The sequence below is a fragment of the Streptomyces sp. NPDC052301 genome (assembly GCF_044593395.1).
GTDB lineage: Bacteria > Actinomycetota > Actinomycetes > Streptomycetales > Streptomycetaceae > Streptomyces.
The window spans coordinates 161,724-182,491 of sequence record NZ_JBIUBE010000007.1; the positions used below are offsets into that span (position 1 = coordinate 161,724).

Consider the following 20,768-nt stretch of genomic DNA (forward strand, 5'->3'; position numbering starts at 1 on the left):
CGTGGTGGGGTCAGCGGGCGCGGTTCAGGGTCTGCAGGGCGGCCTTGAGCAGCTGACCGACCTGAGGTGTGCCGCCCGCCTCCTCGGCCTGCGGGGCCACGGCGGCGACGGCCTCGTCGGCCTCGCGGGTGGCGTAGCCGAGGCCGATCAGGGCCGCGTGCAGCTGGTCGCGCCAGCCCTGGGTGACGGGCGCGCCGACCGCGGGGGCGCCGATGGGCTCGCCGAGGCGGTCCTTCAGCTCCAGCAGCAGTTTCTGGGCACCCTTCTTGCCGATGCCGGGGACGGCCGTGAGGGCCTTCTCGTCACCGGTGGCGACGGCGCGGCGCAGCGCGTCCGGGGTGTGCACGGCGAGCATGGCCTGGGCGAGGCGCGGGCCGACACCGCTCGCGGTCTGCAGCAGCTCGAAGACCTGGCGTTCGTCGTCGTCGGCGAAGCCGTACAGGGTGAGCGAGTCCTCGCGGACGACGAGGGACGTGTGCAGCTTGGCGGGCTGTCCCGTCCGGAGCGTCGAGAGCGTGTTCGGCGTGCACTGGACTGCCATGCCGACGCCGCCGACCTCGACGACCGCGGCGTCCGGGGCGAGCGCGGCGACCGTGCCGCTGACGAAGGCGATCATGCCGTTCGGCCTTTCGTTGCGTGGCCCGCGTGCCGGGCGACGGCCTGCTGGAGCCGGTTCTGGGCGGGGGCGCGCCAGATGTGGCAGATGGCGAGCGCGAGGGCGTCGGCGGCGTCGGCCGGCCTGGGCGGTGCCGTGAGCCGGAGCAGCCGGGTGACCATGGCCCCGACCTGGGCCTTGTCGGCCCGGCCGCTACCGGTGACGGCGGCCTTGACCTCGCTCGGGGTGTGCAGCGCTACGGGGATGCCGCGCCGGGCGGCGCACAGCATCGCGACGGCGCTGGCCTGGGCGGTGCCCATCACGGTGCGCACGTTGTGCTGGCTGAAGACGCGCTCGACGGCGACGTACTCGGGCCGGTGCTCGTCCAGCCACTCCTCGAGGCCCCGCTCGACGGCGAGCAGGCGGTGGCTGAGATCGGCGTCCACGGGTGTGCGTACGACCCCCACGCCGAGCATGGTGAGCGGGCGCCCCGCGATCCCCTCGACGACACCGACACCGCACCGGGTCAGCCCCGGGTCCACCCCCAGTACCCGCACCGTGCCCCTCCCTTCGACGGCTCGCTCACCTGTTTCCGCAGGCTATCGGGTGCCACTGACAACGCCTCGCACCGGCGCCCGACAACGCGACGGGCCGACGGGGTGTGTCCCGTCGGCCCGGTCAGCCAGCCATGAGCGTTACGCGTCGACCTTCTCCATGATCTCGTCGCTCACGTCGAAGTTGGCGAAGACGTTCTGCACGTCGTCGCTGTCCTCGAGCGCGTCGATCAGCTTGAAGATCTTCTTGGCGCCCTCCTCGTCCAGTTCGACCTGGACGGAGGGCACGAAGCTGGAGTCGGCGGAGTCGTAGTCGATGCCCGCCGTCTGGAGGGCGGTGCGGACCGCGACCAGGTCGGTGGCCTCGCTGATGACCTCGAAGGTCTCACCGAGGTCGTTGACCTCCTCGGCGCCCGCGTCCAGGACGGCACCGAGGACGTCGTCCTCGGTCAGCTCGCCCTTGGGGACGATGACGACGCCCTTGCGGCTGAACATGTACGACACGGAGCCCGGGTCGGCCATGTTGCCGCCGTTGCGGGTCATGGCGACGCGGACGTCGGAGGCGGCGCGGTTGCGGTTGTCGGTGAGGCACTCGATGAGCACCGCGACACCGTTCGGGCCGTAACCCTCGTACATGATCGTCTCGTAGTCGGCGCCACCGGCCTCGAGACCGCCACCGCGCTTGATGGCGGAGTCGATGTTCTTGTTCGGGACCGACTGCTTCTTGGCCTTCTGGACAGCGTCGTAGAGCGTCGGGTTGCCGTCGAGGTCGACACCGCCCATGCGCGCAGCGACCTCGATGTTCTTGATCAGCTTCGCGAAGAGTTTGCCGCGCTTGGCGTCGATCACGGCCTTCTTGTGCTTCGTCGTGGCCCATTTAGAGTGGCCGGACATCTGCCTGTCTCCTTCGCGTAACCCATCTCTGCAACGAACTCCAGAGATCCTACAAGGACTCCGGTGTCCGGTTGGCGCGCACCATGTCCACGAACAGGGAGTGCACGCGGTGGTCGCCGGTGAGTTCCGGGTGGAACGACGTGGCGAGCGCGTTGCCCTGGCGGACCGCGACGATGTGGCCCTCGTGCTCGGCGAGCACCTCGGCCCCGGCGCCCACGGACTCCACCCAGGGGGCGCGGATGAAGACGCCCTCCACAGGATCGCCCGGTACGCCCGTCACGTCGACCGCGGCCTCGAACGACTCGTTCTGGCGGCCGAAGGCGTTGCGGCGCACGATCATGTCGATGCCGCCGATCGTCTCCTGGCCGGAGCGCGGGTCGAGGATCTTGTCGGCGAGCATGATCATGCCGGCGCAGGTGCCGTAGACGGGCATGCCGGCCTGCACACGCGCGCGGAGGGGCTCCATCACGCCGAACAGGACGGCCAGCTTGGAGATGGTGGTGGACTCGCCGCCGGGCAGGACGAGGCCGTCGACCTCGGCGAGTTCCTCGGGGCGCCGCACCGGCCTGGCCACGGCGTCTGCCGCGGCCAGGGCGATGAGGTGCTCCCGTACGTCGCCCTGGAGGGCCAGGACGCCTATGACGGGTGCGTCAGTCATGTAGGTGCAGTCCTAGGGAGGTGGCTTACCAGCCGCGGTTGGCGTAGCGCTCGGTCTCGGGGAGGGTGTCGCAGTTGATGCCGACCATGGCCTCGCCGAGGTTGCGGGACGCGTCCGCGATGATCTTCGGGTCGTCGTAGAAGGTGGTGGCCTTCACGATGGCGGCGGCGCGCTTGGCCGGGTCGCCGGACTTGAAGATGCCGGAGCCGACGAACACGCCCTCGGCGCCGAGCTGGCGCATCAGGGCCGCGTCGGCCGGGGTGGCGACGCCACCGGCGGAGAAGAGCACGACCGGGAGCTTGCCCAGCTCGGCGACCTCCTTGACCAGCTCGTACGGGGCGCGCAGCTCCTTGGCGGCGGCGTACAGCTCGTGGTTGTCGAAGCCGCGCAGCTTGGCGATCTCGTTCTTGATCTGGCGCAGGTGACGGACGGCCTCCACGACGTTGCCGGTGCCGGCCTCGCCCTTGGAGCGGATCATCGCGGCGCCCTCGGCGATGCGGCGCAGGGCCTCGCCCAGGTTGGTGGCACCGCACACGAAGGGGGTGGTGAAGGACCACTTGTCGGAGTGGTTGACCTCGTCCGCGGGGGTGAGGACCTCGGACTCGTCGATGTAGTCCACGCCGAGGGACTGCAGGACCTGGGCCTCGACGAAGTGACCGATGCGGGACTTGGCCATGACCGGGATCGAGACGGCGTCGATGATGCCCTCGATCATGTCCGGGTCGGACATGCGGGCCACGCCGCCGTCCTTGCGGATGTCGGCCGGGACCCGCTCGAGGGCCATGACGGCGACGGCGCCCGCGTCCTCGGCGATCTTCGCCTGCTCCGGCGTGACGACGTCCATGATCACGCCGCCCTTGAGCTGCTCGGCCATGCCGCGCTTCACGCGGGCGGTGCCGGTCTCGGGAGCCTGGTTCTCGATGGTGGACACGGGTGACCTCACTGGGTGAAAGAGAGTGTTGTGCACCGCCGAGGAAACGCGAGTGGACCAGGCCACAGCAAGGGCCAATGGCAAGCCGGTGGATCCTTTTCGTCCACCTGAGGTTCAGGCGGCCCTCTCCACCAGGGCCGTCGGCGGCTCGTCGTCCATCTCGAAGGCCAGCGGGAAGGGCGCGTGACCGGCCAGCCGGAACCAGCGGACCTTGCGGTGTTCCCGGAGCCTGCGGGCGGCGCCCACGGCGTCGTTGTGGAAGCGGCGGGCCATCGGCACCCTGCGGACGGCCTCGGCCAGCTCGCGGGCCGCCTCCTCGCCCCCCGGGGCCTCTCTGACGGCCTCCACCTGGGCGGGATCCTCGAACACGGCCCGCAGGGCCTGGCTCAGCTCGCTCTCCGCGACCTCCCGGTGCTCCTCCTCGGACTGCCGGGCCGCGTGCGCGGCCTCGTACAGCACGATCGAGGCGGCCGGGTCCAGCACGCCCGAGGTCGCGAGCTCCTGCGCCACGGAGGCCCGGCGCAGCAGCTGGGCGTCGAGCGCGGCCCGGGCGGCGTCCATGCGCACGTGCAGCCGGTCCAGACGCCCGGCCGTCCAGCTCAGGTACACGCCGATCGCGACGAGCGCGACGAGGATCCAGATGAGGGTTGCGGTCACGGCCGAAGGCTATCGGCTGCGACGAGAGAGCCCTCGGGGCGATCCCCCGGCGCCCCCTCGGCACCCCGGAGCCGGTCCGGGGTCGGCCCGGCCCCTTACCGACCGGGCGCCGTCGCTGTGCGTCCCGGTGTCAGTCGCGGGCCAGGCCGAAGCGGGCACGCAGGCCCGTTGCGCGGTCGTCCGCCGCGACCGCCGCCGCGCCCGCCGTGACCGTCTCGTAGACGGACAGGATGTCCGCGCCGACCGTCGACCAGTCGAACCGCCGTACGTGGGCGCTGCCGCGCTCGCGCAGCTCGGCCAGGCGGGCCGGGTCCGCCAGCAGCCGTACGGCCGCCTCGGCGAGGGCGTCCGCGTCCTCGTTGGCGAAGACCTCACCCGCCTCACCCTGGTCCAGCACCTGCACGAAGGCGTCCAGGTCGGAGGCGAGCACGGGCGCGCCCGCGGACATGGCCTCGACCAGGATGATGCCGAAGCTCTCGCCGCCGGTGTTGGGGGCGACGTACAGGTCGACGCTGCGCAGGAAGCGGGCCTTGTCCTCGTCGCTGATCATGCCGAGGAACTCCACACGCGCGCGCAGCTCCTTCGGCAGGTCCTCGACGGCCGCCTCCTCGTCGCCGCGGCCCGCGACCAGCAGACGCGTGCGCGGGCGGGCGGCCAGAATCTTCGGCAGCGCCTTCATCAGGACGGGCAGGCCCTTGCGGGGCTCGTCGATCCGTCCTATGAAGCCGATGGTATTGCCCTGCCACTCGGGGTTCGGGTCGGCCTTGGCGAAGAAGTCCACGTCGACGCCGTTGGGGATGACCACCGCGTCCCCGCCCAGGTGCTCGACGAGCGTGCGGCGGGCGTACTCGCTGACCGCGATCCGCGCGCTGATCTTCTCCAGGGCCGCCTGGAGGATCGCGTACGCGGCGATCATGGCGCGCGAGCGCGGGTTGGAGGTGTGGAAGGTGGCCACGATCGGGCCGGAGGCCGCCCAGCAGGTCAGCAGGCCCAGCGAGGGCGAGGTCGGCTCGTGGATGTGGACCACGTCGAAGCCGCCCTCGTGCAGCCAGCGCCGCACCCGCGCGGCCGACAGGAAACCGAAGTTCAGGCGGGCCACCGAGCCGTTGTACGGCACCGGGACCGCGCGGCCGGCCGAGACGACGTACGGCGGCAGGGGTGTGTCGTCGTCCGCAGGGGCGAGGACGGAGACCTCGTGGCCGAGCCGGATGAAGTACTCGGCGAGGTCGCGGATGTGGAACTGGACGCCACCGGGCACGTCCCAGGAGTACGGGCAGACGATCCCGATTCTCACGAGGGTCCCTTCGCGGGGTCGAGGTCGGCGAGCCACAGCCGCTGGAGCATGTGCCAGTCCTCCGGATGGTCGGCGATCCCGAGGGCGAAGGCGTCGGCCAGCGCCTGTGTCATCACAGACGTCTTCTCGGGCCGCGTACCTGACTCGGGCACCTCGATCGGGGGATGCACCTGGCCCTGCATGACGGGCGAGTCGTCGTACCAGAGGGTGACGGGCAGCAGCAGCGCGCCCGTCTGCTGGGCGAGCAGGGCCGGGCCCGCGGGCATCCGGGTCTTCTCGCCGAAGAAGTCGACCTCGACGCCGGACGCGGACAGGTCGCGGTCGGCGACCAGGCAGACCAGGCCGCCGTCGCGCAGCCGCCGGGCCAGGGTCCCGAAGGCGGAGCCGCCGCTGTGCGGCAGGACCTCCATGCCGAGGCCCTCGCGGTAGGCGACGAAACGGTCGTACAGCGTCTCGGGCTTCAGGCGCTCGGCGACCGTCGTGAACGGCGTCTCCAGCTCGGTGGTGACCCAGGCGCCCGCCAGGTCGTAGTTGGCCATGTGCGGCAGGGCGAGTATCACGCCGTTGCCGGCGGCCAGTCCGTCGGTCAGGAAATGGATGTCCTTGGCGTCGAAGCCCGTCCTGACGCGCTCGCGGCTCCAGGCCGGCAGCCGGAAGGACTCCATCCAGTAGCGCAGGTACGAGCGCATGCCCGCGCGGGACAACTCGGTGAGGCGCTCGGGCGTGGCGTCGGGCACCACGCGCGCGTAGTTGGCCTCCAGGCGCTGAACACCCTTGCCGCGCTGTCTCCAGGTCAGGTCGGCGATGGTGCGGCCGAGACGGACCGCGACCGGTTCCGGGAGCTTCTTGACGGTGCCCCAGCCGAGCCCGTACAGCGCGTCGGTGAGCCGGTCGGCGGTGCTCACTGCGCCACCTCGTCGGCGCCCTGCCGGCCCGCCGCCTCCGCCTCGGCGGACTCGCGGCGGACGGTGACGACGCGCTGGACCAGCGTGACGAGGCTGCCCACGGCGACGATCCACAGGGCGATCGGCAGCAGCCACTGGATGCCGGGCACGCCGAACGTGTGCAGGCCCGCGAACCCGGCCGCGACCAGTGAGATCACCAGCCGCTCGGCGCGTTCGACGAGCCCGTTGACGGCGACGGGCAGCCCGATCGACTCGCCGCGCGCCTTGGTGTACGACACCACCTGGCCGCTGGCGAGGCAGAAGATCGAGACCGCGCACAGGGCGTTGTCGTTCCCGTTGCCCGCGTACCAGAGCGCGAAGCCGCCGAAGATGGCGCCGTCGGCGACCCGGTCGAGGGTGGAGTCCAGGAAGGCGCCCCAGCGGCTGGAGCGGCCCAGCTGGCGGGCCATGTTGCCGTCGACCAGGTCGGAGAAGACGAACAGGGTGATCACGACCGTGCCCCAGAAGAACTCGCCCCGGGGGTAGAAGACCAGCGCTCCCGCGACCACACCGGCCGTGCCGATGAGGGTGACCGTGTCGGGACTCACGCCCCGGCGGATGAGAAACGCGGCGAACGGCGTGAGGACACGCGTGAAGAATGCACGCGCGTACTTGTTCAGCATGGCCTTCCCGACGGTCGGTGTCGCCGCGGCCCCTGGTGGCCGCCGGCTGGCCCATCGTAGCCACGCACGCGTGTGCGTGGCGGGCGGGCACCCGCAGCCGTCGCGCGAACCGGTGTGCGCCCCCGCACCGGGGGCGTCCGTGACGCGATCGGGGTCCGCGGCTGTCGCTCGTATGGACGCAGCGTGACGGGAGTGGAAAGCTCGAATAACCGCGGGCGTCGCCGGAGCCGCCAGTGCGGGTCCCGCGTGTCCGCGCCCACAGTGACCTCACCGTGCACGGGAGGCAGGATCATGGGCGACAAGGCACAGACACACCACCCTGGGGCCGCCGGCAGGGCTTTGGAGGCCGACCGGCCCGCGTCCGTACGGAACGTGGTACTGGTCGGCCACTCCGGTTCGGGCAAGACGACCCTGGTGGAGGCCCTCGCGCTGACCGCGGGGGCGGTGAACCGGGCGGGCCGCGTGGAGGACGGCGGCACCGTCTCGGACTACGACGACATCGAGCACCGGCAGCAGCGCTCGGTGCAGCTCTCGCTGGTGCCGGTCGAATGGGACGGCATCAAGATCAATGTCCTCGACACCCCGGGATACGCCGACTTCGTCGGGGAGCTCAGGGCCGGTCTGCGGGCGGCGGACGCGGCCCTCTTCGTCGTCTCGGCCTCCGACGGGGTGGACGGCTCGACCCGCATGGTGTGGGAGGAGTGCGCGGCCGTCGGTATGCCCCGGGCGATCGTGATCACACACCTGGAGGCCGCGCGCGCCGACTTCGAGGAGATGACCCGGACCTGCGCGGAGGCCTTCGGCGGCGACGACCCCGACGCCGTGCTGCCGCTGTACCTGCCGCTGCGCGGCCCCGAGGGTCCGGACGGGCATGCGCCCGTGACCGGTCTGATCGGGCTGCTGTCGCAGAAGCTGTTCGACTACTCGACCGGGGAGCGCAAGGAGTCCGAGCCCGGCGAGGACCTGCTGCCGGACATCGAGGCCGCCCGTAACCGGCTCATCGAGGGGATCATCGCCGAGAGCGAGGACGAGACCCTCATGGACCGCTACCTGGGCGGCGAGCAGGTCGACGTCGAGACGCTGATCAAGGACCTGGAGCGGGCCGTGGCCCGCGGCAGCTTCTTCCCCGTCCTGGCCGGCGCGCCCGCAGCCGACGGTGCCCGGCAGGGGCTCGGCACGGTGGAGCTGCTGGAGCTGATCACGGGCGGGTTCCCGACGCCGTTCGAGCACCCGCTGCCCGGGGTCACCACGATCGACGGCAAGCCGCGCGAGCTGAAGGCGTGCGACACGGACGGCCCGCTGGTCGCCGAGGTCGTCAAGACGGCCTCCGACCCGTACGTCGGCCGCATCTCCCTGGTCCGCGTCTTCTCCGGCACGCTGCGTCCCGACCGGACGGTGCACGTCTCCGGGCACGGGCTGACCGACCGGGGGCACGAGGACCACGACGTCGACGAGAAGGTCGGCGCGCTGTCGATGCCCTTCGGCAAGCAGCAGCGGCCGGTGACGCAGGCCGTCGCCGGCGATCTCGTCTGTGTGGCCAAGCTCGGCCGCGCCGAGACCGGAGACACGCTCTCGGCGAAGGAGGACCCGCTCCTGATGGAGCCCTGGCAGATGCCCGACCCGCTGCTGCCGCTCGCCATCCAGGCGCACAGCAAGGCCGACGAGGACAAACTCTCCCAGGGCCTGTCCCGGCTGGTCGCCGAGGACCCGACGATGCGCCTGGAGCAGAACCAGGACACCCACCAGGTGGTCCTGTGGTGCCTCGGCGAGGCGCACGCGGACGTCGCCCTGGAACGGCTGCGCAGCCGCTACGGCGTCCAGGTCGACGTCGTCCCGCACAAGGTCTCCCTGCGCGAGACGTTCGCGCACAAGGCCGCCGGGCGCGGACGGCACGTGAAGCAGTCCGGCGGGCACGGCCAGTACGCCATCTGCGAGATCGAGGTGGAGCCGCTGCCGGGCGGCTCGGGCATCGAGTTCGTGGACAAGGTGGTCGGCGGTGCCGTACCGCGCCAGTTCATCCCGTCGGTCGAGAAGGGCGTGCGGGCACAGGCCGCCAAGGGCGTCGCCGCGGGGTATCCGCTGGTGGACGTGCGGGTGACGCTGCTCGACGGCAAGGCGCACTCGGTGGACTCCTCCGACGCCGCCTTCCAGACCGCGGGCGCGCTCGCGCTGCGCGAGGCTGCGGCCGAGACCAGGATCCATCTGCTGGAGCCGGTGGCCGAGGTGACGGTGCTGGTCGGCGACGACTACGTGGGCGCCGTGATGAGCGACCTGTCGAGCCGGCGCGGCCGGTTGCTCGGCACCGAACAGGTGGGCTCCGGACGGACCCTGATCCGCGCCGAGGTGCCCGAGTTCGAGATCGGCCGGTACGCCGTCGACCTGCGCTCGCTGTCGCACGGCACGGCACGCTTCGACCGGAGCTACGCCCGGCACGAGCCGATGCCGCCGCAGATCGCCGAGAGGATCCGTGAACAGGCGGGCGATCACGACTAGTCGAGCATGACGCGCGCCGGGGCGGGGGACCGGTCCGCCGGTTCGTCGACCGGCGCACGACCCGGCGCGTGGCCGGGCGGCTTCGGCCGTCCGCCCACGGGGTGTCGGTGGCGGCGGATACGCTGATCACAACGCGGACCTGGCAACAGGTGTGCGGAGCACGGAAGTCGGGAAGTCCGCAGGAGCGACACCGGCGGCGATGGGGGCGGGAATGTCGTTTGGAACGGAGTGGGACGGACCCCAGGTGCCCGTCTCGGGCGACGAGGGTCAGGCGGCGACCTCCGCGCTGGCCTCCGCGGCCTACCGGGACAACCCGATGGAGGAGATCAAGAAGGCGGACAACGAGTGGCACCAGTCCACCGTCAAGCTCGGCCGGATCAAGCTGCTCAGGCCCAATCTCGGTGAGGCGTTCTCGCGGGCCGTGGTCGGCCGCATGCTCGCCCCCGACCGCAAGCCGCTCATCCAGTCCTTCGGCTCCGAGCCCCAGTTCGTCGTCGAGCACTGCCTCGCGGCCAACAACATCCGCCGGGAGCGCGACAACCGCCTGACGACCGTCACGGTCCTGTGCGGTGTGCTGTTCCTGCCCGGGCTGATCGGCTGGCTGCTCGTCTTCCAGCTGCGCACGTTCGTCGCCGGGCGTGACGACAAGCGGGCCGGCACCCTGGCCACCGCGCTGCTCCTCGGTGTCGGCCTGCTCGCCGCGCTGTTCCTGATCAAGATGCCGTTCACCGGTTTCTGGGCGTGGTACGCGCGCGCGTGCGTCGTCCTCCCCGTGGTGGGCTGGTTCCTGGCCAAGCAGATCTGCGAGCGCACCGCCAAGGACCTACGGGCCCGCTGGGACGGCCTGCTCTCAGGCACCAGCGTCGGCGCCAAGGTCCCCGAGGCCGTGCCGCGGGGCCCCGGCCAGACCGCGGCCGAGGAGCTGCGCCAGTCGCTGGCCCGGCTGACCGCCGAGCAGCAGTCGAACTCGGTCTTCTACGCCGGTCCCAAGGGCATACTCGGCATGGGCACCCGCTGGGGGTCCTGGCAGCTCGCCGAGGACCTGCTGCCCGCCGACCCGTCGCGGGAGATCCACCCCTTCCGCAGCTGGGACGTCATACGCGCGATCCATGACCAGCTCGCGCTGCTGGAGCGCGGCCCGCTGAACACGGGCGGCTTCCCCAAGCCGTCGATACGGCACTGGATCGTGACACCGATCGGCGAGAAGGCCGTCGCGGTGTCCCGGCCCGAGGGCACCGATGTGGAGGCCTTCCAGGTCAAGCCGCACGCGATACAGGAGATCTGCAACAAGCAGCAGTTCGGCAGCGGCGACCGGCACTACCTGGGCGTGCAGTGGACGCTGTGGGACGGGCAGTTGATCATCACCATGCTGATCACGGTGACGGTGCTGCACCAGACGCTGCGCATCGAGGTGACCGGGCATGCGCTGGGTCCGGTGAACTCGCTGTTCACCACCAAGCCGGAGCCGCCGAGCAAGGAGGTCTCCAGGTCCCTCAAGCCGTGGGAGACCCGCAAGGTCATGCTGCCGCTGGTCACAGCCGACGAGGTGGTACGGCTCGCCGCCCGCGCCCCGCTGAGCTGGTATCCGCCGCTGCTCAACTGGCTCGGCGGTTCGCTCGTCCTGCCCGAGCCGTTCGGCCTGCGGCACGCCTGGGCGGACCAGCCCTGGCGGCACCGCTTCATGGCCGACGACGCGCTGCGCGCGGCCACCCCGGTGCTGCGGGTGGTGCACGCGTCCGCGATCAAGGTCCTGCAGGAGAACGGCGTGGACACGGAGAAGTTCGGCGCCCGCTCCTCGTTCCTCAGCGGGCAGGTGCAGGATCCGACACCGAGGAAGGCGGACCTGTACGACGCGTGAGGGGAAACCCCGGCAGGGGCGCCCCTCACGGCACCGTCACGCCGGCCAGGCTTCCGCCAGCATCTTTCTGGTGTCGCCCAGGAGCTGCGGCAGGATCTTGGTGTGGCCCACCACCGGCATGAAGTTCGTGTCGCCGCCCCAGCGCGGGACGATGTGCTGGTGCAGGTGCGCGGCGATGCCGGCGCCCGCCACCGAGCCCTGGTTCATGCCGATGTTGAAGCCGTGCGCTCCCGAGGCGGTGCGCAGGGCGGTCATCGCCTGCTTGGTCAGCTCCGCCAGCTCGGCGGTCTCCGGCCCGGTCAGCTCGGTGTAGTCGGCCACGTGCCGGTAGGGCACGGTCATCAGGTGGCCGCCGTTGTACGGGTAGAGGTTGAGGACGGCGTACACGTGCTCGCCGCGCCGGACGATCAGCCCGTCCTCGTCGGACTTGGCCGGGATCGAGCAGAAGGGACAGCCGTCCTCGGCCCCGGGGCCGCTCGGCTTGTTCTCACCCTGGATGTAGGCCATCCGATGGGGCGTCCACAGACGCTGGAACGCGTCCTGGATCCCCACTCCGATCTGCTGCTCCGGCTCACTCGTCATGCTAGGCAGCATATGGCTTGGTGCCCCCGAACAGGGCAGGGCCCCCGACGAGAGGAAAATCGCCGGGGGCCGCCACAGCCGTCGCTCAGACCTGGGTCCGCTCCTCGACGACCTGCGCGATCTTCGCGATGGCCTCGTCGAACGGGATGCCGTTCTCCTGCGAGCCGTCGCGGTAGCGGAAGGACACCGAGTTGTTCGACATGTCCTCGTCGCCCGCGATGACCATGAAGGGCACCTTCTGCTTCTGGGCGTTGCGGATCTTCTTCTGCATGCGGTCCGAGGAGGAGTCCACCTCGACGCGCAGGCCCTTCTTCTTGGCCGCCGCCGCGAACTTCTCCAGGTACTCGACGTGCGCGTCACCGATCGGGATGCCGAGCGCCTGCACCGGGGCCAGCCACGCCGGGAAGGCACCCGCGTAGTGCTCCAGGAGCACCGCGAAGAACCGCTCGATCGAGCCGAAGAGAGCTCGGTGGATCATCACCGGGCGCTGCTTGGCGCCGTCGGGGCCGGTGTACTCGAGGTTGAACCGCTCGGGCAGGTTGAAGTCGAGCTGGATGGTCGACATCTGCCAGGTGCGGCCGATCGCGTCCTTGGCCTGGACGGAGATCTTCGGGCCGTAGAAGGCGGCGCCGCCCGGGTCGGGCACGAGGGGCAGGCCCTGCTTCTCGGCGACCTGGCGCAGGGTCTCGGTCGCCTCCTCCCAGACCTCGTCGGAGCCGACGAACTTCTCCGGGTCCTTGGTGGACAGCTCCAGGTAGAAGTCGGTCAGGCCGTAGTCGCGCAGCAGGCCGAGGACGAAGGTGAGCGTCTTGTCCAGCTCCTCGGACATCTGCTCACGGGTGCAGTAGATGTGCGCGTCGTCCTGGGTGAAGCCGCGGGCACGGGTCAGGCCGTGCACGACGCCCGACTTCTCGTACCGGTACACGGTCCCGAACTCGAAGAGACGCAGCGGCAGTTCGCGGTAGGACCGGCCGCGGGCGTCGAAGATCAGGTTGTGCATCGGGCAGTTCATGGGCTTGAGGTAGTAGTCCACGCCCTCGTCGAGCTGCATGGGCGGGTACATGCCCTCGGCGTACCAGTCCAGGTGCCCGGACGTCTCGAAGAGCTTCCCCTTCGTCGCGTGCGGGGTGTAGACGAACTCGTAGCCCTCTTCCTCGTGGCGGCGGCGCGAGTAGTCCTCCATGACCCGGCGGACGATGCCGCCCTTGGGGTGGAAGACGGCGAGGCCGGAGCCGATCTGCTCCGGGATGGAGAACAGGTCGAGCTCGTTGCCCAGCTTGCGGTGGTCGCGCTTCTCGGCCTCGGCGAGGAAGTCCAGGTACGCCTTCAGCTCGTCCTTGGAAGGCCAGGCGGTGCCGTAGATGCGCTGGAGCATCGGGTTCTTCTCGCTGCCGCGCCAGTAGGCGGCCGCATTGCGCATCAGCTTGAACGCCGGGATGAGGCGGGTGGAGGGCAGGTGCGGACCGCGGCAGAGGTCCTTCCAGCACAGGTCGCCGGTCTTGGCGTCCAGGTTGTCGTAGATCGTCAGTTCGCCGGCGCCGACCTCGACGTCCGCGCCGTCGTCGTGCGACGCGGAGCCCTTGAGGCCGATCAGCTCCAGCTTGTACGGCTCGGAAGCAAGCTCCTCACGGGCCGCCTCGTCGGTGACGACACGGCGGGCGAACTTCTGCCCGCGCTTCTGGATCTCCTGCATCTTCTTCTCGATGGCCTTGAGATCCTCGGGCGTGAACGGCTTCTCGACGTCGAAGTCGTAGTAGAAGCCGTCCTTGACGGGCGGGCCGATGCCCAGCTTGGCCTCGGGGAACAGCTCCTGCACGGCCTGCGCCATGACGTGCGCGGTGGAGTGGCGCAGGATGTTCAGGCCGTCCTCGGAGGCGATCTCGACGCCCTCGACCTCGTCACCGTCGGCAAGCTCGTACGCGAGGTCCTTCAGCTCACCGGCCACGCGTGCGGCGATGATCGAACGCTCGCCCGCGAAGAGGTCGGCGGCCGTAGTGCCCGTCGTCACCACGCGTTCTTCCCGCTCGGAATCGCGTTGGATGATCACACGGACGTCTGACACCGGTCTCTCCTGACTGAAGGTGGGTGCGGCGCCATACCAGGAGCGCGCGCACAGGCGATCGTACCGACCCGACGGCACCGACCGCGAAACGGTCACCCTCGGTCCGCGTACCCCTACACCTCAGTCCCCGTCCTCGTACGCTCCTGGCTCTCCCTCCCCGCACGCCTCCTCGAAGAAGTCGAGATTCTCCTGGAGCGCCTTCATCAGCCGGTCCCGTTCCCCCTCGTCCACCTGCACGGGTACGACCCCGGAGGCCCCGGTGAGCCTGCGGAAGCCGCCGCGGCGCTCCAGCCGGCCGTGCACCCGCACCGGGAGGCCGACGAGGTGGGCGTGGCCGGCGATGCGGTAGTCCTCCTCGTCCAGGGTGACGCGGACGTGCGGGACCTCGGCGCCCGCGAGGACGCGCAGCCGGACCGATCCCTCGCCGCCGGGCCCGGAACGGCGCATGCGGACGACGGCGCCGGTGATGCGGACCGGCACGGAGGGTTCTTCGCGCAGGTAGCGGGCGGCGGCCTCACGCAGCACGGGCACGTCGCCGGGTGAGAACTCGACGGGCTCGGCGGAGGAGGCGCAGCCCTCGGGGACACCGGCGCCGGGCGCCCAGGCGACGGCGATCCGGGCACCCTCGGTGCCCCGCACGAGCGCGGTCAGCGCCTCGGTCAGCTCGCGGCTGACGCCGGCTTCCACGGCACCGTCGAAGGCGTCCATGCCACCGGTGGCCCGCCGGTAGTCGATGGCCTCACGGGTGGCGTACAGGGCCTGGTGGAGCCGGACGGCGAGGGGGCGGCCGGGGCGCACGGGCACGAAGGCGGTGAGACTGTCGCGGCCCTCGGCGGCGGGGCCGACGAGTACGTGCTCCAGCAGGCCGGCGGCGGGGCGGCGGTGGCGGGCGCCGTAATAGCCGGCACGCGCGCGGGTGGCGAGCGCGGCGGCGAGCAGCATCTGCCGGGCGGCCCCGCGCAGTTGCTCGTCGGCCGTCCAGGGCGCGGCGCCGACGGGTCCGCTCGGGGTGTCGCGCCACCAGCGGATCTCGTCGCTGGGTACGGCGAGGGAGATCAGCACCTCGCGGGCGGCGGCCGAGTCGCTGCGGGCGAGGGCGTCCAGGGCCTCGCCGAGCAGGTCGTCGCTGTCGGGGAAGGCGCGGCTCTCCGGCACCAGCAGGCTGGTCGAGCCGCCGCCCGGGCCGGGCGGGGTCCAGCGGCCGTACCGGCCGGCCGCTCCCCCGCGCCGCTGCCAGCCGTGCCGGCGCAGCAGGGCACCGAGCACGGCGGGGTCGACCTCGGTGGGCTCCGGGGACCGGTTCCAGGGGAGGTCGTCGGGGTGCGGGCGGACCTGCCGCACCGGCTCCTCGTGGGGACGGATCCTCATGGCCTGCCTCCCGTCCCGACGCGCGTCATGATCTCGCAGAGCGCCCGGTCGTCGAAGATGCGCGAGGTCGGTATCCGCACGGTGGTCCGGTGCCGGCCGGTGATCGGGTGGCCGGCGAGGTTGACCCAGTAGCAGCAGTGCCTCAGGTCGAGCCGGTCGTGGCTGGCGCGCAGCCAGTCGTCCTGGGAGCGCGGGACCAGCATGACGACCAGGATCTTGTGCACCGAGACCGGTGTGCGGGCGAGCTTGCGCAGGTGGTCGTTGTCGAGGGTGAAGGAGAAGGAGCGTCCCGGCGGGTTGGGCGCGACCTGGTACGTGGCCTTCAGCTGCACCTTGATGGTCACCTCGTCGTCGACGGTGTGTCCGGGCGCACTGTGGCTGACGTGCCAGTCGATGCCGTTGTCCGGGAAGGGCTGGGACAGCGAGCAGCCGGCCGCGGCGGCGACCGCGTGCAGATAGCCGACCTGCAGTGTCTCCATGCAGGCGGTGGTGGCGAGCGTGCCGCGAAGGGGGCCCGTGCGGTCGGGCAGCAGCCCGCCCCGCTCGGGCTGCGCTATGGCCATGACCAACAGCCTTCCAAGCAATGAGTTTCCCCGCTGCGGGCCGCTGAACTGCAAAGACCCGTACTCCTGTTGTCTCCTCCCGGCGTACGGCGCAAACGGCCCGGGTATCACCAAACTGGCAGAAGACGGCACGTCACCTGCCGTAGGTGAACGAGGAGTTGGGTTGGGATGACGACCTGGTACGAGGGGCCACTGGCCGCCTTCGACACGGAGACGACGGGCGTGGACGTCGAGACCGACCGGATCGTGTCGGCCGCCGTCGTCGTCCAGGATGCGCCGGGGGTCCGGCCGCGGGTCATCCGCTGGCTGGTGAACCCGGGCGTGCCGATGCCGGAGGCGGCGACGGCGGTGCACGGGCTGACGGAGGAGCACCTGCAGCGCAACGGCCGCTGGCCGGCTCCGGTGATGTACGAGATAGCCGAGCAGCTGGCCGAGCACGCGGCGCTGGGCCGGCCGCTGGTGGTGATGAACGCGCCGTTCGATCTGACGTTGCTGGACCGGGAGTTGCGCCGGCACCGGGCGTCGTCGCTGGACCGCTGGTTCGAGTCGGTGCCGCTGCGGGTGCTGGACCCGCGGGTGCTGGACAAGCACCTGGACCGCTACCGCAAGGGCCGGCGCACACTGACCGACCTGTGCGCGCACTACGACGTGACGCTGCAGGGCGCGCATGACGCGGGCGCCGACGCGCTGGCCGCCCTGGAGGTCGTACGGGCGTTGGGCCGCCGTTTCGCGAGCCGGCTGGAGCGGCTGTCCCCGGGCGAACTGCACACGCTCCAGGCGAACTGGCACGCGGCCCAGGCACGCGGCCTGCAGGCGTGGTTCGCGCGCAGCGGCTCGGACGAGATCGTCAGTACGGAGTGGCCGCTGCGTCCGGAGCTGCCGGCGGCGGCGTGAGGATGCGGGACGCCGGACGGGGCGGGCGGGGCCCCGCTGGAGAGGATGACTGCGGCGAGCAGGACGTCGGTGACGTCGCGGCAGGAGCGCCGCCCCGCCGTCGACGTCGACGCGCCCATGGCCTCTTGGCAGGCGGTCTCAAGCCGACTTCTCATGCCCGCCCCGCCCTCCGTACGGCCCCGCAGGACGTACCACCGGACACGAAAAAGCCGGCCTGCAGGTGCAGACCGGCCTCTCCCGGTGGGCGATACTGGGTTCGAACCAGTGACCTCTTCGGTGTGAACGAAGCGCTCTCCCACTGAGCTAATCGCCCGGGAACGCACTGAACAATACAGGTCCCGGCGCCCTTCGTTCAAACCGCGCGCAGCCGGCGCAGCAGCCCGCGCCGGCCGGCCCGCATCATCAGCCGGTGGTTGAAGCGGAAGACCGGGCGTCCCGGCACGGCCAGCAGCCTGAGCAGGGGCTTGCGCACGTCGACGACCTGGTCGTACCGGACGAGGGTGCCGGGGCCGTCCGCGGTGACCGTCCAGCGGGCCCAGCCGTCGATGTCTCCGGACATGACGACCTCCAGGATCCCGGCGACGCGGTCGTGGCGCGTGGCGCGGGCGGTGAAGGTCATGGCGTACGGCAGTACGGACCGGATGGTGAGGACACCGGTGTCGTCGTCCAGCCGGGTCACCGCGCGCACCTGCGGCCACCAGCGGGGATAGTCCTCGGCCCGCTCCAGCACCGTGTACACGGCGCCCGGCGGGGCGGGCAGGGACCACAGGCTGCAAAAGCGGTAGTGGGTCCAGTCCATGGCAAGAGTCTGCCCGGGCGCGCGCATCGACCTGAGTACGCGTACTCATGCGCCGCACCGCGGCGGTGACCACACTCGGGGGGCGAGCGCCGCCGCCCGTGCGACGGCGCTCCCCCACGCGTCCCACGCGCCTTTGCCACGCCGGCATCCTGTCGCCGAGCAGGGCCAGGTTCTCGAGGGCCGCGAGGCCGTGGAGCGCGGTGCCGTCGGTGGACACCCGGCGCCTCGGCGCCCTCGACCAGCGCGGCCGGGCCGGTCAGCTTCTCGGTCCTCCATGGCGAGGACTCGCTGCAGCCGTCGGAGCCGTAGCGCCGGAGGCCGTCTGCCGTCGCCGGCGGGTGACGTCCCCGCCTTGAGGCGGTGGTGGCCGTCCGTCCACCGCTCCGTCAGATCGGCCTTGTCGAAGCCGAGTCCCTTGTCGGTGTAGAAGGCATTGCCGTTCTGCCGCGGCGGAAGAGGTCGTACAGGTACATGATGGCGAAGTAGCCGGTGTCCCCGGGGGCCCTCGTCCTGTCGTGGACGGTCTTCGGGGCCTTGAAGTACGCGTCCCAGGTCCAGCCGGGCTGCGGCTCGACGCGAGCCTTCCGGAAGACCTTCTTGTCGATGACGAGTGCCATCGCGTTGGAAGCGACCGGAATTCCGAGCTGTTTTCCGTCGACCTCGCCGACCTTCGTCACACCGTCCCGGAAGTGACCCAGGGTCAGATTGCCTGCCTGCACCTGGGACTTGAGGTCGAGCAGAATTCCGCGCTTGTCATACTTCCGGAGAAACGTGACGGCGTTCCGGAAAACGTCCGGGGGATTTCCACCCGCGGCCTGGGGCTGGAACTTCTCCCAGAACGATTGATACGTCTGGAAGTCGGTCGTGACCTTGATCTTCGGGTACTTCTTCTCGAAGAGCGCGACGGTCCGGTTGATCTTCCTGGCCCGCTCCTCGGCACCCCACGGGAGTAACGGCCCGCCACCGCGGCCTGCCCGAACAGTGGGATGAATCGCTTCGAGTAAGCGCTTGCTAGCGCAGGATGAAGCCGGGGGCGGGGCGCCCCAGGACGCCACCCACCCGCCCGCGTACGCCACCTCGCCCAGCCCATGGACCACGCGGCCGGCTGCACGACATGGGCGGCCGGCCACAGGGCAGGGGGGCCGACCGCGCCACAGGGCAGGGGACCGGCGGGCCGGGGCCTGGCGGGCCGGCGCCGAGCGGGGCGGGGTGACGGCCGTACCCGGGGACGCCCTCCGGCCATGACGGAGAGTTCTCCGGCGCTCCACGCCGCGATCCGACCGCGACCAGATCCGGCATCCGGTAGCCGGGGGCGATCGCCGGGTCCGAGGAGCGGCCGCAGCCGCGGCTGCGGCCGCCTACGGCCGCCGCGCGAGGCCGATGGCCCGGGGGGCGGCATCGGTCACCGCCGGAGCGACCAGGAATCGCAGCTCACACGCCGACGGCCCACCTGCTCTGTTGCAGATGGGCCGTCGGTCCGGGTGGGCGATACTGGGTTCGAACCAGTGACCTCTTCGGTGTGAACGAAGCGCTCTCCCACTGAGCTAATCGCCCGGGCGCAGGAAGAACATTACCCCATGTCAGGGGGTGCCTCCGACCAGGGCGGAGTCCGGCGGGCGGCCGCCCGCGCGCCGCTCACTGATCCTTGATCTTCCACGGCATGACGAGGCCGTACTTCCACAGGTACGTCCCGACCAGCGCCCCCACGATCACGAGCCCGACCGCGGTCACGGTGAGGTTGCGGCGGCGCACCTTGGGGTCGAGCGCCCGGTGGGCCGCCTCGGTGACCTTGCGTTTGGTCCAGCGCAGCACGAGCTGCGCCCAGACGAACTCGGTCGCCCAGATCGCCATGCCGCCGAAGATCACGACCCAGCCGGGACCCGGCAGCGGCAGCATGACGATCCCGGCGGCGACCACCGCCAGCCCGACCACGAAGACCCCGACCTGCCAGCTCAGGTGGAGCACGCGGCGGGACCTGATGAATTCCGGCGCCCGGGAACCGAGCCCCCGCCCGGAGTCTTCCTCTGCCACGTGCCGGACCGCCTCCACACTACCCGCTGTCCCGACGGCCTCGCCCGGCTCGTCACTCCCCGTATTCATACAGCCGAACCCTACCCGAGTGATTCAGGTCACTGGAATGGTCCAAGGTCTGATACGAGTTCTCGGCCGGAAGAGTTACGTAAACACACGCAAAACCCTCAGAGGGGTTTACAACGGCACCGTAGGTGGCATGTCGATTTCGCCGACGTGCGAATCCCCGAGCGCACACTGAGCGAAAGGCCCTGGCGCTTATGAACACCACGGTCAGCTGCGAGCTGCACCTGCGCCTCGTTGTGTCGAGCGAGTCCTCCCTGCCTGTCCCCGCAGGCCTGCGGTACGACACGGCCGACCCCTACGCCGTGCACGCCACCTTCCACACCGGAGCCGAGGAGACCGTCGAGTGGGTGTTCGCCCGCGACCTCCTCGCCGAGGGGCTTCACCGGCCCACCGGCACCGGCGACGTCCGCGTCTGGCCATCTCGTAGTCATGGTCAGGGCGTCGTGTGCATCGCCCTCAGCTCCCCGGAGGGGGAGGCGCTGCTCGAGGCCCCGGCGCGGGCCTTGGAGTCCTTCCTGAAGCGGACTGACGCCGCCGTGCCGCCCGGCACGGAGCACCGGCATTTCGACCTGGATCAGGAGCTCTCGCACATCCTGGCGGAGAGCTAGGTCGCGGCCTTCGCAAGCAGCCCGGCGCCGTCCACTCGGGGAGACGGCTCGGGCCAAGACAACCGCATACGGCACGGGCCGACGCCGTCTCCGGGAGTGTTCAGCGCTCCCGGGGCGGCGTCGGCCTGTCCGTGGCCAGGATGAGCGGGGCGCCGTAGGGCGGTGCCGGTGGCCTTCGCCGGCTCGGCCGGGCGGAGTCGGCCGGGCCGGGAACCGGCTCGGGCACGGAGGCGTTCTACCGGCAATCGGGGCGGACGGGACCGGTGCGGTGGGCGCGGTTGTCGCTACCATCGG

19 protein-coding genes, 2 tRNA genes and 1 pseudogene are annotated in these 20,768 nt (G+C 71.1%); 4 read left to right on the forward strand and 18 right to left on the reverse strand.

The genetic code is table 11. The features are described from left to right. Positions 1 to 10: 10 nt before the first annotated feature. The 9 genes from ruvA to pgsA form a co-directional block, all read right to left on the reverse strand. Positions 11 to 616 carry a Holliday junction branch migration protein RuvA gene (ruvA, locus tag ACIHEJ_RS21220; RefSeq protein WP_400137900.1) on the reverse strand — a complete coding sequence of 202 codons (606 nt, stop codon included), beginning with the start codon at positions 614 to 616 and terminating at the stop codon, positions 11 to 13. After that, positions 613 to 1,152 (reverse strand): crossover junction endodeoxyribonuclease RuvC, encoded by a 540-nt coding sequence (ruvC, locus tag ACIHEJ_RS21225; RefSeq protein WP_400137902.1) that lies wholly within the window; start codon positions 1,150 to 1,152, stop codon positions 613 to 615. The genes ruvA and ruvC overlap by 4 nt, the downstream gene beginning before the upstream one ends. Before the next feature lie 138 nt (positions 1,153 to 1,290). Then, positions 1,291 to 2,043 (reverse strand): YebC/PmpR family DNA-binding transcriptional regulator, encoded by a 753-nt coding sequence (locus ACIHEJ_RS21230; protein WP_400137904.1) that lies wholly within the window; start codon positions 2,041 to 2,043, stop codon positions 1,291 to 1,293. A 49-nt stretch (positions 2,044 to 2,092) separates the two neighbouring features. After that, the gene (pdxT, locus tag ACIHEJ_RS21235) at positions 2,093 to 2,701 is read right to left on the reverse strand and encodes a pyridoxal 5'-phosphate synthase glutaminase subunit PdxT (RefSeq protein ID WP_400137907.1); all 609 of its coding nucleotides are present in this window, start codon (positions 2,699 to 2,701) and stop codon (positions 2,093 to 2,095) included. Positions 2,702 to 2,726: 25 nt separating this feature from the next. Further along, positions 2,727 to 3,632 (reverse strand): pyridoxal 5'-phosphate synthase lyase subunit PdxS, encoded by a 906-nt coding sequence (gene pdxS / locus ACIHEJ_RS21240; RefSeq protein ID WP_201840303.1) that lies wholly within the window; start codon positions 3,630 to 3,632, stop codon positions 2,727 to 2,729. Between the two features lie 114 nt (positions 3,633 to 3,746). Further along, positions 3,747 to 4,289, reverse strand: a complete 543-nt coding sequence (locus ACIHEJ_RS21245) for a hypothetical protein (RefSeq protein WP_400137911.1) — start codon at positions 4,287 to 4,289, stop codon at positions 3,747 to 3,749. Between the two features lie 130 nt (positions 4,290 to 4,419). Continuing rightward, positions 4,420 to 5,583 carry a glycosyltransferase family 4 protein gene (locus ACIHEJ_RS21250; protein WP_400137912.1) on the reverse strand — a complete coding sequence of 388 codons (1,164 nt, stop codon included), beginning with the start codon at positions 5,581 to 5,583 and terminating at the stop codon, positions 4,420 to 4,422. Continuing rightward, entirely contained in the window at positions 5,580 to 6,488 is a 909-nt protein-coding gene (locus ACIHEJ_RS21255; protein ID WP_400137915.1) for a phosphatidylinositol mannoside acyltransferase, read from the reverse strand. Before ACIHEJ_RS21255 ends, ACIHEJ_RS21250 begins: the two co-directional genes overlap by 4 nt. After that, positions 6,485 to 7,150 carry a phosphatidylinositol phosphate synthase gene (pgsA, locus tag ACIHEJ_RS21260; protein WP_400137918.1) on the reverse strand — a complete coding sequence of 222 codons (666 nt, stop codon included), beginning with the start codon at positions 7,148 to 7,150 and terminating at the stop codon, positions 6,485 to 6,487. Before pgsA ends, ACIHEJ_RS21255 begins: the two co-directional genes overlap by 4 nt. Before the next feature lie 291 nt (positions 7,151 to 7,441). Here pgsA and ACIHEJ_RS21265 point away from each other — a divergent pair, with 291 nt between their 5' ends. Together ACIHEJ_RS21265 and ACIHEJ_RS21270 are read left to right on the forward strand one after the other, a co-directional pair. Further along, the gene (locus ACIHEJ_RS21265; protein ID WP_400137920.1) at positions 7,442 to 9,643 is read left to right on the forward strand and encodes an elongation factor G-like protein EF-G2; all 2,202 of its coding nucleotides are present in this window, start codon (positions 7,442 to 7,444) and stop codon (positions 9,641 to 9,643) included. 211 nt (positions 9,644 to 9,854) lie between these two features. Then, positions 9,855 to 11,501, forward strand: coding sequence for a hypothetical protein (locus ACIHEJ_RS21270; protein ID WP_400137922.1), 1,647 nt, complete (start codon positions 9,855 to 9,857; stop codon positions 11,499 to 11,501). A gap of 36 nt (positions 11,502 to 11,537) precedes the next feature. Here ACIHEJ_RS21270 and ACIHEJ_RS21275 read toward each other — a convergent pair whose 3' ends face one another. The 4 genes from ACIHEJ_RS21275 to ACIHEJ_RS21290 form a co-directional block, all read right to left on the reverse strand. Then, complete coding sequence (locus ACIHEJ_RS21275) at positions 11,538 to 12,095, reverse strand: HIT family protein (RefSeq protein WP_400137925.1); 558 nt, start codon at positions 12,093 to 12,095, stop codon at positions 11,538 to 11,540. Between the two features lie 73 nt (positions 12,096 to 12,168). After that, the gene (gene thrS / locus ACIHEJ_RS21280) at positions 12,169 to 14,145 is read right to left on the reverse strand and encodes a threonine--tRNA ligase (protein ID WP_400137927.1); all 1,977 of its coding nucleotides are present in this window, start codon (positions 14,143 to 14,145) and stop codon (positions 12,169 to 12,171) included. A gap of 120 nt (positions 14,146 to 14,265) precedes the next feature. Further along, positions 14,266 to 15,513 carry a hypothetical protein gene (locus ACIHEJ_RS21285; protein ID WP_400137929.1) on the reverse strand — a complete coding sequence of 416 codons (1,248 nt, stop codon included), beginning with the start codon at positions 15,511 to 15,513 and terminating at the stop codon, positions 14,266 to 14,268. Then, positions 15,510 to 16,076, reverse strand: coding sequence for a DUF4365 domain-containing protein (locus tag ACIHEJ_RS21290; RefSeq protein WP_360157368.1), 567 nt, complete (start codon positions 16,074 to 16,076; stop codon positions 15,510 to 15,512). The genes ACIHEJ_RS21285 and ACIHEJ_RS21290 overlap by 4 nt, the downstream gene beginning before the upstream one ends. A 168-nt stretch (positions 16,077 to 16,244) precedes the next feature. On the opposite strand from ACIHEJ_RS21290, the gene ACIHEJ_RS21295 reads away from it, so the two are divergent. Beyond that, positions 16,245 to 16,970, forward strand: a complete 726-nt coding sequence (locus ACIHEJ_RS21295) for a 3'-5' exonuclease (RefSeq protein ID WP_400137932.1) — start codon at positions 16,245 to 16,247, stop codon at positions 16,968 to 16,970. Between the two features lie 241 nt (positions 16,971 to 17,211). Here the strand turns inward: ACIHEJ_RS21295 and ACIHEJ_RS21300 are convergent. The 5 genes and pseudogenes from ACIHEJ_RS21300 to ACIHEJ_RS21320 form a co-directional block, all read right to left on the reverse strand. Then, positions 17,212 to 17,283, reverse strand: a tRNA-Val gene (locus ACIHEJ_RS21300). Between the two features lie 39 nt (positions 17,284 to 17,322). Further along, on the reverse strand, positions 17,323 to 17,769 hold the full coding sequence (locus tag ACIHEJ_RS21305; RefSeq protein WP_400137935.1) for an SRPBCC family protein: 447 nt from the start codon (positions 17,767 to 17,769) through the stop codon (positions 17,323 to 17,325). A 345-nt stretch (positions 17,770 to 18,114) separates the two neighbouring features. Beyond that, positions 18,115 to 18,761: pseudogene (locus tag ACIHEJ_RS21310) on the reverse strand (ABC transporter substrate-binding protein); the annotation flags it as partial. A gap of 490 nt (positions 18,762 to 19,251) precedes the next feature. After that, positions 19,252 to 19,323, reverse strand: a tRNA-Val gene (locus tag ACIHEJ_RS21315). An 81-nt stretch (positions 19,324 to 19,404) separates the two neighbouring features. Continuing rightward, positions 19,405 to 19,869 carry a TIGR02611 family protein gene (locus ACIHEJ_RS21320; protein ID WP_400137938.1) on the reverse strand — a complete coding sequence of 155 codons (465 nt, stop codon included), beginning with the start codon at positions 19,867 to 19,869 and terminating at the stop codon, positions 19,405 to 19,407. 191 nt (positions 19,870 to 20,060) lie between these two features. Between ACIHEJ_RS21320 and ACIHEJ_RS21325 the strand changes: the two genes are divergently transcribed. Continuing rightward, the gene (locus ACIHEJ_RS21325; protein WP_004002642.1) at positions 20,061 to 20,474 is read left to right on the forward strand and encodes an SsgA family sporulation/cell division regulator; all 414 of its coding nucleotides are present in this window, start codon (positions 20,061 to 20,063) and stop codon (positions 20,472 to 20,474) included. Positions 20,475 to 20,768: the final 294 nt, after the last annotated feature.